Annotated in this window: 12 protein-coding genes; 10 read left to right on the forward strand and 2 right to left on the reverse strand. The window is 63.6% G+C overall.

What is annotated here, in order from left to right; translation table 11 throughout:
• Positions 1-100: 100 nt before the first annotated feature.
• Both ACIQUS_RS06905 and desA read right to left on the reverse strand, forming a co-directional pair.
• Positions 101-1090, reverse strand: coding sequence for a GGDEF domain-containing protein (locus tag ACIQUS_RS06905; protein ID WP_403044657.1), 990 nt, complete (start codon positions 1088-1090; stop codon positions 101-103).
• 135 nt (positions 1091-1225) lie between these two features.
• Complete coding sequence (gene desA, locus ACIQUS_RS06910) at positions 1226-2410, reverse strand: delta-9 fatty acid desaturase DesA (RefSeq protein WP_403044660.1); 1185 nt, start codon at positions 2408-2410, stop codon at positions 1226-1228.
• A gap of 148 nt (positions 2411-2558) precedes the next feature.
• Here desA and dibA point away from each other — a divergent pair, with 148 nt between their 5' ends.
• From dibA to ACIQUS_RS06960, 10 genes are all read left to right on the forward strand, one after another.
• Complete coding sequence (gene dibA, locus ACIQUS_RS06915) at positions 2559-4454, forward strand: phosphodiesterase DibA (protein WP_403044663.1); 1896 nt, start codon at positions 2559-2561, stop codon at positions 4452-4454.
• A gap of 208 nt (positions 4455-4662) precedes the next feature.
• Positions 4663-4845, forward strand: a complete 183-nt coding sequence (gene oscA / locus ACIQUS_RS06920) for a sulfur starvation response protein OscA (protein ID WP_403044666.1) — start codon at positions 4663-4665, stop codon at positions 4843-4845.
• A 72-nt stretch (positions 4846-4917) separates the two neighbouring features.
• The gene (locus ACIQUS_RS06925) at positions 4918-5925 is read left to right on the forward strand and encodes a sulfate ABC transporter substrate-binding protein (protein ID WP_403044668.1); all 1008 of its coding nucleotides are present in this window, start codon (positions 4918-4920) and stop codon (positions 5923-5925) included.
• 87 nt (positions 5926-6012) lie between these two features.
• Positions 6013-6831: a sulfate ABC transporter permease subunit CysT gene (cysT, locus tag ACIQUS_RS06930; protein ID WP_285863272.1), complete on the forward strand. Its 819-nt coding sequence runs from the start codon at positions 6013-6015 to the stop codon at positions 6829-6831.
• Between the two features lie 14 nt (positions 6832-6845).
• Positions 6846-7718, forward strand: coding sequence for a sulfate ABC transporter permease subunit CysW (gene cysW, locus ACIQUS_RS06935; protein ID WP_403044672.1), 873 nt, complete (start codon positions 6846-6848; stop codon positions 7716-7718).
• Between the two features lie 3 nt (positions 7719-7721).
• Complete coding sequence (locus tag ACIQUS_RS06940; protein ID WP_128322962.1) at positions 7722-8711, forward strand: sulfate/molybdate ABC transporter ATP-binding protein; 990 nt, start codon at positions 7722-7724, stop codon at positions 8709-8711.
• A gap of 229 nt (positions 8712-8940) precedes the next feature.
• Positions 8941-11283, forward strand: a complete 2343-nt coding sequence (locus ACIQUS_RS06945; protein WP_403044676.1) for a TonB-dependent receptor — start codon at positions 8941-8943, stop codon at positions 11281-11283.
• 244 nt (positions 11284-11527) lie between these two features.
• On the forward strand, positions 11528-12328 hold the full coding sequence (locus ACIQUS_RS06950) for an energy transducer TonB (protein ID WP_403044678.1): 801 nt from the start codon (positions 11528-11530) through the stop codon (positions 12326-12328).
• A 27-nt stretch (positions 12329-12355) separates the two neighbouring features.
• A complete protein-coding gene (locus ACIQUS_RS06955) occupies positions 12356-13078 on the forward strand; it encodes a MotA/TolQ/ExbB proton channel family protein (RefSeq protein ID WP_403044681.1) in 723 nt (240 codons plus the stop codon).
• 1 nt (position 13079) lies between these two features.
• The gene (locus ACIQUS_RS06960; RefSeq protein ID WP_403044684.1) at positions 13080-13481 is read left to right on the forward strand and encodes an ExbD/TolR family protein; all 402 of its coding nucleotides are present in this window, start codon (positions 13080-13082) and stop codon (positions 13479-13481) included.
• Positions 13482-13564 lie beyond the last annotated feature (83 nt).

A 13564-nucleotide genomic window follows, 5' to 3' on the forward strand; every position in this document is an offset into this window, starting at 1 on the left:
GGGGGGGTGGCCCGCCCGCGCCCCCCCCCCCCCCCCCCCCCCCCCCGCGCCCCCCCCCCCCCCCCCCCCCCCCCCCCCCCCCCCCCCCCCCCCCGCCGGCTCAGCCGATCACGATCTGATTCTTGCCCTGGCGCTTGGCCTGGTACATCGCCGTATCCGCCCGGGCAAACAGGCTGTCGAGCGTTTCATCGTCTTCAAGAACCCCCGTCAGCCCCTGGCTGATCGTTACCCCGAATACCTGGTCTTCATGGATGAAACTCAGGCGCTGGATCTCGCGCTGCAGGCGTTCGGCGATCTGCTGGGCCATTTGCGGGGTACAACCGGGAAACACCGCCGCGAACTCTTCGCCACCGATGCGCCCGAAATGGTCGCCCCGGCGTAGCACCGCCTTGCCGGTATCGGCGATGCGCTGCAACACCTGGTCGCCCTGGGGGTGGCCAAAGGTATCGTTGATCTGCTTGAAGTCATCGATGTCCAGCAGCAGGAACGCCAGTGGGGTGTGGGCCTGGCGTGCGGCATCGAAGGCTTCCTGGGCGCAGTCGAAGAAGTGCCGGCGATTGCTGCTTTGGGTCAGCACATCGGTGGTGGCCAGGCGCTGCAGTTCGCCTTCCAGGCGCTTTTTCTCGGTGATGTCTTCGGCCATGCCGACCACGATGACACGCTGCCCGCTGTCGGCCTGCTGGTTGATGAAGCACTTGTCGCTGATCCAGCGAATTTGCCCGTCGGCGGCGATGATGCGGTACTCGCGGTCTTCCACGGCGCCTTTGACCAGCACTTCGGCCAGGCTGCGCTCGGCGTACTCCAGGTCGTCCGGGTAGATGCTGTCGCGCCATTCGTTGAAGTCGGCCAGCAGCAGGCTGGTCGAGCGGCCGAAGATGCGCTCGTAGGCCGGGCTGACGTAGAGCACCTGGCGAGACTCCCAGTCGAAGGCCCAGAGCACGGCATTGACGCTGTCGAGCAAGGAGCTGAACAGTTGCTCGCGTTCGCTCAGGCGTGCCACTTCGCCCTGTGCATGCATCAGCGCCAGGAGGGTCTGGGCGGCTTCAGCAGCGGGGTTGCCGGGCGGGGGCGTTGGTTTCTTGTTGACCATTTGCGCGGAACTTCTCACACAGGGGCGGGCGGCCACGACCCGGCCCGCCACGCGGGCGTTGTGCCTGTCAGAGTAAGAATAGGCGGTGAAGTTCCGGGCGGCGCACCCCGCACGGGGGTGCGCCGATCAACGGCATCAGCCCAGGGCAGGGCGCAGGGAGTAGGTTTTCAGCTGGGCGGCGAAGTCGCGCAGCGACTGGATTCCGCTGGCCTCGGCCTCGTGTACCCAGTCTTTCATGGCCGCCAGCATGTCGTGGCCGTTGGCGCTGGTGCGCAGCCAGATCTGTTGCAGGGCCAGGCGTTTTTCGTAGATGGTCTTGAGTGCCTGGCTGTGCTCGAGCATGGTCTGGATGCGCAGGTGATGACGATCTTCCAGCAGGCTGGTTTCCCGCGACAGCAGGCGCTTGGCCCGGCGGAACTGATGGCGCACCGAGTCGTCGACCCGCGCCAGTTCCTGCTTGACCAGCGGGCCGATCACCAGCTTGCGGTACTGGGCCATGATCTGGAAGCGGTTGTTGAGGATCGCCATGGCGGTGTCCATGTCCAGCTGGCCCTTGCCCTCGACCCGGTGGGCGATGGGCGCGACCCGCTGGACCTTGGCCAGGCGCATCCAGCAGAACAGCTTGATCCAGGCCCAGCCCATGTCGAACTCCCAGCGCTTGACCGATAGCTTGGCCGAGTTGGGGTAGGTGTGGTGGTTGTTGTGCAGCTCTTCGCCGCCCACGATGATGCCCCAGGGCACCAGGTTGGTGGCCGCATCACGGCATTCGAAGTTGCGATAGCCCACGGCGTGGCCCAGGCCGTTGATCACCCCGGCGGCCCAGAACGGAATCCACATCATCTGCACGGCCCAGATGGTGATGCCGATGGTGCCGAACAACAGCAGGTCGATCACCGCCATCAGGGCGATGCCGCCCAGTTTGTAGCGCGAGTAGAGGTTGCGCTCGATCCAGTCCTCGGGGCAGTTCTTGCCGTAGATGCGCAGGGTTTCCGGGTTGCGCGCTTCTTCGCGGTACAGCTCGGCACCCTTGCGCAGGACCGTGGACAGGCCCTTGATCACCGGGCTGTGCGGGTCGTCGACGGTTTCGCATTTGGCGTGGTGCTTGCGGTGGATGGCGGTCCACTCGCGGGTGTTCTGCGCCGTGGTCAGCCACAGCCAGAAACGGAAGAAGTGCTTGAGCCCCGCGTTCAGCTCCAGCGAGCGGTGGGCGGAATAACGGTGCAGGTAGACGGTGACACTGACGATGGTCACGTGGGTCATGACCAGAGTGACTGCCAGCAGCTGCCAGGCCGACAGGTTGAGTAAACCTTGGTACCACATAGATGAAGAGGCCCTCTGAGCTTAAGGAACAGCGGGAAGCATTATCCCAAGGCGGACAAATAAAACCAGTCGGCCTTTTAGATAAGAGGTCAGGGGATGTTTCTACCCTATAATCCCCCAAAATTTTTTGTGGGTTTGTCGGGACCTTATGTCTGCTTCCGTTCGAGACGCCGTTCGCATGGCGGCGCTCTACCTGGTGATGTCCATACTCTGGTTGGCGCTATCTGATCAATTATTGAGCAGTCTTTTCGATGATCACCAGCAACTGGCCCACTGGCAACTGCTCAGTGCCTATCTCTGGGTGTTGTGCAGTGCACTGCTGATCTTCTCGTCCCGCGCCCGCCTGTTGAATTTCATCGGTGTCGGTGCGCGCCTGCGCCGCGAGGACCGCGAGCGCCTGCGCATGGCCGCGGCGGTGTTCGACAGTACCCTGGAAGGCGTGCTGGTGACCGATCGCGACGGGCTGATCGTGCATGTTAACCGCGCCTTCATGCAGATCACCGGCTACGACAAGGACGAGGTCATCGGACAGCGGCCGAACAAGTTCAAATCCGGTCGCCATGATGCGGCGTTCTACCAGCAGATCTTCGCCACCCTGGCACAGAAAGGCGAGTGGAGCGGAGAGATCTGGAACCGGCGCAAGACCGGCGAGGTGTACCCGCAGTGGCAGACCATCTGCTCGATCCGCGATGACAGCGGCGCGCTGAGCCATTATGTGGCGGTCTTCAGCGATATCAGCGCGATCAAGCACACCGAACGCGAACTGGCCTATCTGGCCCACCATGACCCCCTGACCGACCTGCCCAACCGCCTGCTGTTCAACGACCGCATCGAGCAGGCGCTGGCCGCGGCCCAGGCCAATAAGCGCGGCTGTGCCTTGCTGCTGCTGGACCTGGACCATTTCCAGAGCATCAATGACGGCCTTGGCCACAATGTCGGCGACCAGTTGCTGAAAATGGTCGGTGAGCGTCTCAAGGACCTGGTGGGCAGTGGCGTGACCCTGGCCCGCCTGGGCGGTGACGAGTTCGCCGTACTGGTCGAGCACTGCCCCCAGGTTGGCCAAGCCGCGGCGCTGGCGCAAAGCATCATCGACGCGATGAAACTGCCCTTCGGGCTTGAGTCCCAGCGCCTGTTCATCAGCGCCAGCGTCGGCATCAGCCTGTTCCCCAGTGATGCCCTGGGGCCCGAGCAGCTCCTGCGCAATGCCGACTCGGCGTTGTTCAAGGCCAAGGCCTGTGGCCGTGCGGGCTATGCCCTGTACACCGAAGAGCTGACCGCCCATGCCCAGCAGCGGGTCGAGACCGCGGCCGAACTGCGCCGGGCGCTGGATCAGGAAGAGCTGCGGGTGTATTTCCAGCCGGTGCATGACTTGCTGTGCGGCAAGATGATCGGCGTCGAGGCCCTGGTACGCTGGCAACATCCTCAGCGCGGGCTGGTACCGCCCGGGGAGTTCATTCCTATTGCCGAGCGCACCGGCCTGATTGCCGATATCGATACCTGGGTGCTCAACCAGGCCTGTGCGCAGATGGTGCAGTGGCAGGCCGGCGGACGGCACCTGGAGTTCGTGGCGGTAAATATCTCCAGCCGCCTGTTTGCCCATCGCGATCTTTACCAGCAAGTTGCCAAGGTGCTGCACGACACCGGGCTCGATCCGGGTGTGCTTGAGCTTGAAGTGACCGAAAGCGCCGTGATGGAAGACCCTGAAGTCGCCCTCGAGCAACTGCATCGGCTGCGCGAACTGGGGCTGCGTCTGGCCATCGATGACTTCGGCACCGGTTATTCCTCGCTGCTGCGCCTCAAGCGCCTGCCGGTGCAGAAGCTCAAGATCGACCAGGGCTTTGTCGCCGGGCTACCCGGGGATGAGGACGACGCGGCGATCGTGCGGGTGATCATCGCCCTGGGCAGGAGCATGGGCATGCAGGTGCACGCCGAAGGCATTGAGCAGGGCGAGCAGGCGCGCTTCCTTTTTGAGCAGCAATGCCAGTTGGGGCAGGGGTACTGGTTCGGAAGGCCGGTGCCGGCTGGGGAGTTGTGCTGGGGTTGAGGCCCTATCGCGGGACAAGCCCGCTCCTACAGGGGCGGCGGTGCGACGACTCGACTTGTCTCGCGACAAACAGATGTTTCAGTTATATAAAAATTCTTAAATAGTATTTTTAAGAATATTTAACCCCCCCTAAGATTGCCCTCAAGCCAGGTGCAATCATCTTCACATACGCGATTGCACGGCACCCCTTATCCACAGGAGCACGAGCATGAGCGCATCTCTGCGTAGCGTTGACGGTCAGGACGAAGCCACCATTCTGCGCGAGATCCAGAGCGCCTTGCGCGACCTGCGTTTCGGCGCGGTGGAAATCACCGTGCACAACGCCCAGGTCGTGCAGATCGAACGCAAGGAAAAATTCCGCCTGCAGAACCCCGGCCACAAGCCCGGCTGAACGTAGGAGCGGGCATGCCCCGCGATGAACGCGCCACCTAATTAGAAAAATACGCCAATCGGGAGCTTCACCATGTCCATCCGCCGTTATGCCCTGGCCGCACTCGCCAGCGCCGTTTTTGCCGGTTCCGCCATCGCCAAGGACTACGAGTTGTTGAACGTGTCCTACGATCCGACCCGTGAGCTCTACCAGCAGTACAACGCCGAGTTCATCAAGCACTGGCAGCAGTCGCACCCGGACGACAAGGTGAAGATCCAGCAGTCCCACGGTGGTTCGGGCAAGCAGGCCCGGGCGGTGATCGACGGCCTGCGCGCCGACGTGGTGACCCTGGCCCTGGCTGGCGATATCGATGAAGTCGCCAAGCTCGGCAAGACCCTGCCGGACAACTGGCAAACCCGCCTGCCGGACGCCAGCACGCCCTACACCTCGACCATCGTGTTCCTGGTGCGCAAAGGCAACCCCAAAGACATCAAGGACTGGGGCGACCTGATCAAAAAGGATGTCTCGGTCATCACGCCGAACCCGAAAACCTCCGGCGGCGCCCGCTGGAACTTCCTCGCCGCCTGGGCCTACGGCCTGAAAGCCGGTGGCAGCGAAGCCAAGGCCCAGGAGTACGTACAGGAGTTGTTCAAGCATGTGCCGGTGCTCGATACCGGTGCCCGCGGCTCGACCATCACCTTCGTCAACAACGGTCAGGGCGACGTGTTGCTGGCCTGGGAAAACGAAGCCTTCCTGGCGCTCAAGGAAGACGGTGGCAGCGACAAGTTCGAGATCGTCGTGCCGTCGCTGTCGATCCTCGCCGAGCCGCCGGTGGCCGTGGTCGACAAGAACGCCGAGAAGAAGGGCAACGAGCAGATTGCCGAGGCCTACCTCAAGTACCTGTACAGCCCGGCCGGGCAGAAGATCGCCGCCGACAACTTCTATCGTCCGCGTGACGCCAAGGTGGCCGCCGAGTACGCCAAGCAGTTCCCGAAACTGGACCTGGTGACTATCGACAAAGACTTCGGTGGCTGGAAGACTGCCCAACCCAAGTTCTTCAACGATGGTGGCGTGTTCGATCAGATCTATACGGCGCAGTGATACTTGGCCGACAGGATAATCGCCGTTCAGTAGCCAGCATGGGCCCGGGATTCGTCCCGGGCTTCGTGCGTTCAACCAGGGACCTTTATGTCACGTCGTATTTCCCCCGTCATACCCGGCTTCGGGCTGACGCTGGGCTACACCTTGGTGTACCTCAGCCTGATTGTGCTCATACCGCTGGGCGCCATGTTCGTCCATGCCGCCCAGCTCACCTGGGAACAGTTCTGGGCCATCATCAGTGCACCGCGGGTACTTGCCGCGCTCAAGCTGAGTTTCGGTACTGCTCTCTTCGCCGCCATCATCAACGGCATCATCGGCACCTTGCTGGCCTGGGTGCTGGTGCGCTACACCTTCCCCGGGCGCAAGATCATCGAGGCGATGATCGACCTGCCGTTCGCCCTGCCCACCGCCGTGGCCGGTATCGCCCTGACCGCGCTGTATGCGCCGGCGGGCCTGGTCGGCCAGTTCGCCACCGACCTTGGCTTCAAGATCGCCTACACCCCCCTGGGCATCACCCTGGCGCTGACCTTCGTGACCTTGCCCTTCGTGGTGCGTACGGTGCAGCCGGTACTGGCCGACATCCCTCGTGAGGTCGAAGAGGCCGCTGCCTGCCTGGGCGCCAAGCCGTTGCAGGTGTTCCGCTACGTGCTGCTGCCGGCCCTGCTGCCGGCCTGGCTGACCGGTTTCGCCCTGGCCTTTGCCCGGGGCGTGGGTGAGTACGGTTCGGTGATCTTCATTGCCGGCAACATGCCGATGAAGACCGAGATCCTGCCGCTGCTGATCATGGTCAAGCTCGACCAGTATGACTACACCGGCGCCACGGCCATCGGCGTGTTGATGCTGGTGGTTTCCTTCATCCTGCTGCTGCTGATCAACCTGCTGCAGCGGCGCATCGAAACCCCTTGAAGGAGGCCACGTCCATGTCTGCATCTTCTATTGGCGCGGCCGCTTCGGCCAATGCCGCCCGCCGTGGCAGCGCCACTTCGCGGCGAGTCCTGATCAGCCTCGCCTGGCTGATCTTCGCCCTGTTCCTGCTGCTGCCGCTGGTGATCGTGGTGTCCCAGGGCCTGAAAATGGGCCTGGGGACCTTCTTTGAGGCGATCTTCGAGCCCGACGCGCTGTCGGCCCTGAAGCTGACCCTGATCGCCGTGGCCATCTCGGTGCCGCTGAACCTGGTGTTCGGCGTCAGCGCCGCCTGGTGCGTGAGCAAGTACACCTTCCGTGGCAAGAGCATCCTGGTGACCCTGATCGACCTGCCGTTCTCGGTCTCGCCGGTGATCGCAGGTCTCGTCTACGTGCTGATGTTCGGCGCCCAGGGCCTGTTCGGCCCCTGGCTGCAGGACCATGACATCCAGATCGTCTTCGCCCTGCCGGGCATTGTCCTGGCGACCATCTTCGTCACCGTGCCCTTCGTCGCCCGTGAACTGATCCCGCTGATGCAGGAGCAGGGCACCCAGGAAGAGGAGGCCGCGCGCCTGCTCGGGGCCAACGGCTGGCAGATGTTCTGGCACGTGACCCTGCCGAACATCAAATGGGGCCTGATCTACGGCGTGGTGCTCTGTACCGCGCGGGCCATGGGTGAGTTCGGCGCGGTGTCGGTGGTCTCCGGGCACATTCGCGGGGTGACCAACACCTTGCCGTTGCACGTGGAGATCCTCTACAACGAATACAACCATGTCGCGGCCTTCAGCGTGGCCAGCCTGTTGCTGATCCTGGCGCTCTTCATCCTGCTGCTCAAGCAGTGGAGCGAGTCCCGCATTAACCGTCTGCGCCACAACGCAGCGGAGGAATAATTCATGTCGATCGAAGTTCGTAACGTCAGCAAGCGCTTCAACGCTTTCCAGGCCCTGGACAGCATCAACCTGGATATCCACAGCGGTGAGCTGGTGGCCCTGCTGGGCCCGTCCGGCTGCGGCAAGACCACGCTGCTGCGGATCATTGCCGGGCTGGAAACCCCCGACCAGGGCAACATCGTATTCCACGGCGAGGATGTGTCCGGCCACGACGTGCGTGATCGCAACGTCGGTTTCGTGTTCCAGCACTACGCGCTGTTCCGCCACATGAGCGTGTTCGACAACGTCGCCTTCGGCCTGCGCATGAAGCCCAAGGGCGAGCGGCCCAGCGAAAGCAAGATCGCCGAGAAGGTCCATGAGCTGCTGAACATGGTCCAGCTCGACTGGCTCAGCGACCGTTACCCCGAGCAGTTGTCTGGCGGCCAGCGCCAGCGGATCGCCCTGGCCCGCGCCCTGGCGGTGGAGCCCAAGGTGCTGTTGCTCGACGAGCCGTTCGGCGCCCTCGATGCCAAGGTGCGCAAGGAGCTGCGCCGCTGGCTGGCGCGCCTGCATGAGGACATCAACCTGACCTCGGTGTTCGTGACTCACGACCAGGAGGAGGCCATGGAAGTCGCCGACCGCATCGTGGTGATGAACAAGGGCGTGATCGAGCAGATCGGCTCGCCGGGCGAGGTGTACGAGAACCCGGCCAGTGACTTCGTCTATCACTTCCTCGGCGACTCCAACCGCTTGCACCTGAGCGAAGGCCATCACGTGCTGTTCCGGCCGCACGAGGTGTCGCTGTCGCGGCACGAGATCGAAGGCCATCATGCTGCGGAAGTGCGTGATATTCGTCCGCTGGGCGCGACCACCCGGGTGACCCTCAAGGTCGAAGGCCAGAGCGAGCTGATCGAGGCCGAAGTGGTCAAGGACCACGACAGCCTGAGCGGGCTGGCCCGTGGCGAAACCCTGTTCTTCAAGCCCAAGGTCTGGCAGAAAGTCGCCAACATCTGATCCACCCTGATCGCGGGGCAAGCCCGCTCCTACGGGAGCGGGCTTGCCCCGCGATTGCATTGCGCGTCACCTCCCTCCTATATGCCTTTTCAGCATTAAAAGTATCGGGCAAATGCATTTGCCGCAGCTCTGCTGCACTCCTTATAAAGTCACTCTCTTATTCGGTAAAAATATGTAAATCAATATATAAATAACTATCAGGAATATACGTTCCTGTCAGGAGCTGGCCATGAGTCCGACCCTTCGCGTTGCACCCCTTTCATCCCGTCGGCTCAAACGCCTGCCCCTGGCCCTGTTGCTGGCCGGCAGCGCGCACTGGCTGCCCGCCCAGGCCGCCGAGCCGGAGAAGGCGGCCATCAAGGCCAGTGACAGCCAGCTCAAGACCGTCACCGTCACTGCCCGGCGCCGTGAAGAAAGCGCCCAGAGCGTGCCCACGCCGATCAGCGTGCTCGACGGCCAGACCCTGGAAAACCAGCGCGTCTACCGTATCCAGGATCTGCAGCAGCTGGTGCCGAGCGTCAACGTCGCCTACATGCACGCACGCCAGTCCAGCGTGTCGATCCGCGGCCTGGGCAACAACCCCGCCAGCGATGGCCTGGAAGGCAGCGTCGGGCTCTACCTGGACAACGTCTACCTTGGCCGGCCGGGCATGGCGGTGTTCGACCTGGTGGACATCGAGCAGCTGGAAGTGCTGCGTGGCCCGCAAGGCACACTGTTCGGCAAGAACACCACCGCCGGGGTGATCAACATCAGCACCCGCGCACCCAGCTTCACCCCCGAGCGCAGCATCGAAACCTCGGTGGGCGAGGATGGCTACTTCCAGACCAAGGGCACGCTGTCCGGCCCGCTGAGCGAGACCCTGGCCGGGCGCATCTCGGCCTACCGCACCCGCAGCGACGGCGATATCAAGAACGAATTCGATGGCCATACCCTCAATGGCGGCTCGCGCCAGGGCTTTCGTGGCCAGTTGCTGTACAAGCCCAGCGAGCAGTTCAACCTGCGCTGGATCGGCGACTACAACGAAGAGGATTCCAGCGCCGGCACCCGCCTGCTGTTCAGCACCGGGCCGACCATCAACGGCGTCAACCGCTACGAAGCCCGCGCCCGGGCGGCCGGCGCCACGCTGATCGACGGCAGCACGCGCAAGGTCAACCTCGATAGCGATCAACAGGTCACGGTGTTCCAGGGCGGCACCTCGCTGGAAGCCAACTGGACCCTGGACAACGACTTCACCCTGACCTCGGTCAGCTCCTACCGCTGGTGGGACTTCACCCCGCGCAACGACGAGGGCCTCAACGTGCCGGCGGCCTACAACGCCGGCGTGTCGGTGCGCGACAAGCAGTATTCCCAGGAGTTTCGCCTGGCCTCGCCCACCGGTGGTTTCTTCGACTACGTCGTGGGTGCCTACTACTTCGGCTCGGACCTGGATAACAAATCCTTCGTCTACTACGGGCCCCAGGCCGATATCTGGAACGGCACGCCAGCCGGCGCCCTGGCCAACGTCACCACCCTGGGCAAGGGCCATATCGACACCGACAGCTTCGCCCTGTTTGGCCAGGGCACCTGGCACCTGACCGAGCGCCTGGACTTCACCGCCGGTATCCGCGGCACCTACGAAGAGAAAAGCGCCTGGGTCGATCGCAATGCACCGGTCAACGGTGCTGCGGTCACGGGCGCGGCAGCCGCGGCCCGCCAGGCGCGGGTCGGGGCCTATGATTCGGGTGACCTCAACCAGTACACCTTCAGCCCTTCGGGCCTGCTCAACCTGAGCTACCGCTTCACCGATGACCTGCTCGGCTACGCTACCTTGTCCCACGGCGAGAAGTCCGGCGGGGTCAACCTGACGGTGGCGACCGCGCCGGTGGCCGGGGCCGATTCGTTGCTGGTGGGCACCGAGCGCGCCAACAACGCCGAGCTGGGCCTCAAGAGCACCCTCTGGGACCGCCGCCTGCAACTCAACGCCAACCTGTTCTGGACCGAGGTCCACGGCTACCAGACCAACGCCTACGACGAAGCCAACCGGGTGCAGTACCTGACCAACGCCGGTTCCGTGCGTTCGCGCGGGGTCGAGGTGGAAAGCACCCTGGTGCCGATTCGTGGCCTGACTCTGAACCTCAACGGCTCCTACAACGACGTCCGCTATCTCTCCTACAAGGACGCCCCGTGCGCGCCGGAAATCGCCCTGCAGCCGGGCGCACCGGCCTCCTGCGACCTGACCGGGCACCAGGTGGTCGGCGCCTCGAAGTGGATCGGCAACGCCAACGGCACCTACCAGTGGGACCTGGACAACGGCCTTCAGCCCTATGTCACCGCCAGCTATGCGTTCCGTTCCAAGGCCGTGGGCACGGTCGAGGACTCGGACTTTGCACAGATCCCCAGCTACGCCGTGGTCAACCTGTCCACCGGCCTGCGTGGCGATCTGGGGCAGGGGCAGTGGGATGTCTCGCTGTGGCTGAAGAACGCCTTCGACAAGACCTACTACACCACCCTCTGGAGCGCGGCCAACGGCGGTTATGAAGGGCTGCCGGGCACGCCGAAAACCCTGGGCCTGACCGGTCGCTACGACTTCTGAGCCCGGTTTTGCCATGCCTGCGCCACATACTTTTCATGCGTGGCAGGCATGGCAAATCCGCCGATGGACGCAAGGCCACGAACGGCGCGGCTTTGAGCGAAGGTATCGTTTTATATATTCGTAAATCGTCTATCCATAACTTTAAAGATTACTTTCAGAAATAAGCAGTGTAGATCAATGATCCATCCAGCGAAGGCAAATGAGCGGTCTTCGCTGTAACGAACGCAGACCGGGGAGCTGATCAATGGGTAATGTCCAGACCGCCGCCACACTCGATGTGCACTGGCGCCAGACGCCGGGCGGCGAGTTGGTCGACTTCGGCCGGCCGCACCGTGTGCCCCTGGCGCAGCAACGCTTGCAGCGCACGCCGAAAAGCACCCTGGGTCGCCGCGACAGAATCCTGCTGGGCGTTTTCGCCCTGGCCCTGCATGGCGCCGTGGCTTACTGGGTCAGCCAGGCGCCAACACCGGTTCTGCCGGTAGTAGCGCCAGAAATTCCACCGATGACCATCGAGTTTTCCCAGCCGGCACCGCCAGTGGTCCAGCCACCGCCACCCGCACCGCCACCTGCGGTCGTGGAGCCGCCACCGCCGGTGGTGGATGAACTGGCGGCCAAACCTGCACCAAAGCCTGTGCCCAAGCCGAAACCCAAACCGATTGCCAAGCCGGTCGCCAAACCGGTTACCAAGGCCGTGGAGCAGCCACCGGCACCAGCGCAACCCGTCGCGCCTGCGGCACCACCCGCACCGCCTGCGCCGGCACCGGTGACACCGGCCTCGGCCAGTGCCGGCTACCTGAAGAACCCGGCGCCGGAATACCCGGCACTGGCCCACCGCCGTGGTTGGGAAGGCACGGTGTTGTTGCGGGTGCATGTGCTGGCCAGCGGCAAGCCCGGCGAGATCCAGCTGCAAAAGAGCAGCGGCCGCCAGCAGCTCGACGAGGCCGCCCTGGCGGCAGTCAAGCGCTGGAGCTTTGTGCCGGCCAAGCAAGGGGACGTGGCCCTGGATGGCTGGGTCAGCGTACCGATCGAATTCAAGATCCACTAATTCGCGCTAACAGAGAGAGTACTGATCATGACGTTATTGGCATCCCCCCTCGAATCCATCGAAAGCGCGGTGATCTGGCTGCTGGTGGGCTTCTCTGTCGTCACCTGGGGCCTGGCCCTGGTCAAGGGCGTGCAGTTCCTGCGCCTGAAAAACCAGGACAAGCGTTTTCACAAGCAGTTCTGGGCGGCCTCCAGCCTGGATGCTGCCGCCGAGCTGAGCGACAGCCATCCTGGCGCGGCGGCCCGGGTGGCCCAGGCCGGCTATGCGGCAATCGCCGTGGGTGAGCCGGGCGATGCCCGCGACCTGAGCCAGGCGATCAACCATCAGGACCGCCTGGAGCGCGCCCTGCGCCAGCAGATCGTGCGTGAGCGCCGCTCCCTGGAAACCGGCCTGGCGGTGGTCGCCAGTATCGGCAGTACCTCGCCTTTCATCGGTCTGTTCGGCACGGTCTGGGGCATCATGGAGGCACTCAAGGGCATCAGCGCCGCCGGCTCCGCCAGCCTGGAAACCGTGGCTGGCCCCATCGGCGCGGCGCTGGTGGCCACCGGCGTGGGGATCGCCGTCGCGGTGCCTGCGGTGCTGGTTTACAACTACTTCCTGCGCCGCCTGAAGCTGACCGCCGCCGACCTCGATGACTTTGCCCACGACTTCTACAGCCTGGCGCAGAAGAGTGCGTTCCGCGTGTTGATCCATCCGACAGCCTACAAGCCGGTCGGCAGCCATCCGCAGACCGTGAAGGAGGCTTCCTGACATGGCCTTCTCGACCCAGGACAGCGACGAAGTACTCAGTGAGATCAATGTGACGCCGCTGGTGGACGTGATGCTGGTGCTGCTGGTGGTGTTCATCGTCACCGCGCCCCTGCTGACCAACGCCATCCCCATCAACCTGCCCAAGACCGAGGCCGTGGCCCCGGTGGAGCAGAAGGACCCGCTGGTGGTGAGCATCGACGGCGGCGGCACGTTGTTCATCAACAAGGATCAGATCCAGCCCGACCTGCTGGAAACCAGCCTGCAGGCGGCCAAGGCCAAGGACCCGGAACTGCGCGTGCAGCTGCAGGCCGACGATGGCGTGAACTATGGGGAAGTGGCGCGCGCCATGGCCTCGATCGAACGAGCCGGTATCACCAAACTGTCGGTGATCACCGCCCGCTGAGCAACACACCTCAGGCAAGTCTTCAGGGCCATTTCTCTGGCAGGGGGGTGGTCCTTTTTTTATGCGTAATAATTAAATTGGTT

It is taken from the genome of Pseudomonas sp. NPDC090755, from assembly GCF_044769005.1.
Lineage (GTDB): Bacteria > Pseudomonadota > Gammaproteobacteria > Pseudomonadales > Pseudomonadaceae > Aquipseudomonas.

Excerpts from the sequence above, each read along its gene's own strand:
- cysT (WP_285863272.1), top strand. The coding sequence starts at position 6,013 with ATGTCACGTCGTATTTCCCCCGTCATACCCGGCTTCGGGCTGACGCTG.
- ACIQUS_RS06905 (WP_403044657.1), bottom strand. The coding sequence starts at position 1,090 with ATGGTCAACAAGAAACCAACGCCCCCGCCCGGCAACCCCGCTGCTGAA.
- dibA (WP_403044663.1), top strand. The coding sequence starts at position 2,559 with ATGTCTGCTTCCGTTCGAGACGCCGTTCGCATGGCGGCGCTCTACCTG.
- ACIQUS_RS06960 (WP_403044684.1), top strand. The coding sequence starts at position 13,080 with ATGGCCTTCTCGACCCAGGACAGCGACGAAGTACTCAGTGAGATCAAT.
- ACIQUS_RS06955 (WP_403044681.1), top strand. The coding sequence starts at position 12,356 with ATGACGTTATTGGCATCCCCCCTCGAATCCATCGAAAGCGCGGTGATC.
- oscA (WP_403044666.1), top strand. The coding sequence starts at position 4,663 with ATGAGCGCATCTCTGCGTAGCGTTGACGGTCAGGACGAAGCCACCATT.
- desA (WP_403044660.1), bottom strand. The coding sequence starts at position 2,410 with ATGTGGTACCAAGGTTTACTCAACCTGTCGGCCTGGCAGCTGCTGGCA.
- cysW (WP_403044672.1), top strand. The coding sequence starts at position 6,846 with ATGTCTGCATCTTCTATTGGCGCGGCCGCTTCGGCCAATGCCGCCCGC.
- ACIQUS_RS06950 (WP_403044678.1), top strand. The coding sequence starts at position 11,528 with ATGGGTAATGTCCAGACCGCCGCCACACTCGATGTGCACTGGCGCCAG.
- ACIQUS_RS06945 (WP_403044676.1), top strand. The coding sequence starts at position 8,941 with ATGAGTCCGACCCTTCGCGTTGCACCCCTTTCATCCCGTCGGCTCAAA.
- ACIQUS_RS06940 (WP_128322962.1), top strand. The coding sequence starts at position 7,722 with ATGTCGATCGAAGTTCGTAACGTCAGCAAGCGCTTCAACGCTTTCCAG.
- ACIQUS_RS06925 (WP_403044668.1), top strand. The coding sequence starts at position 4,918 with ATGTCCATCCGCCGTTATGCCCTGGCCGCACTCGCCAGCGCCGTTTTT.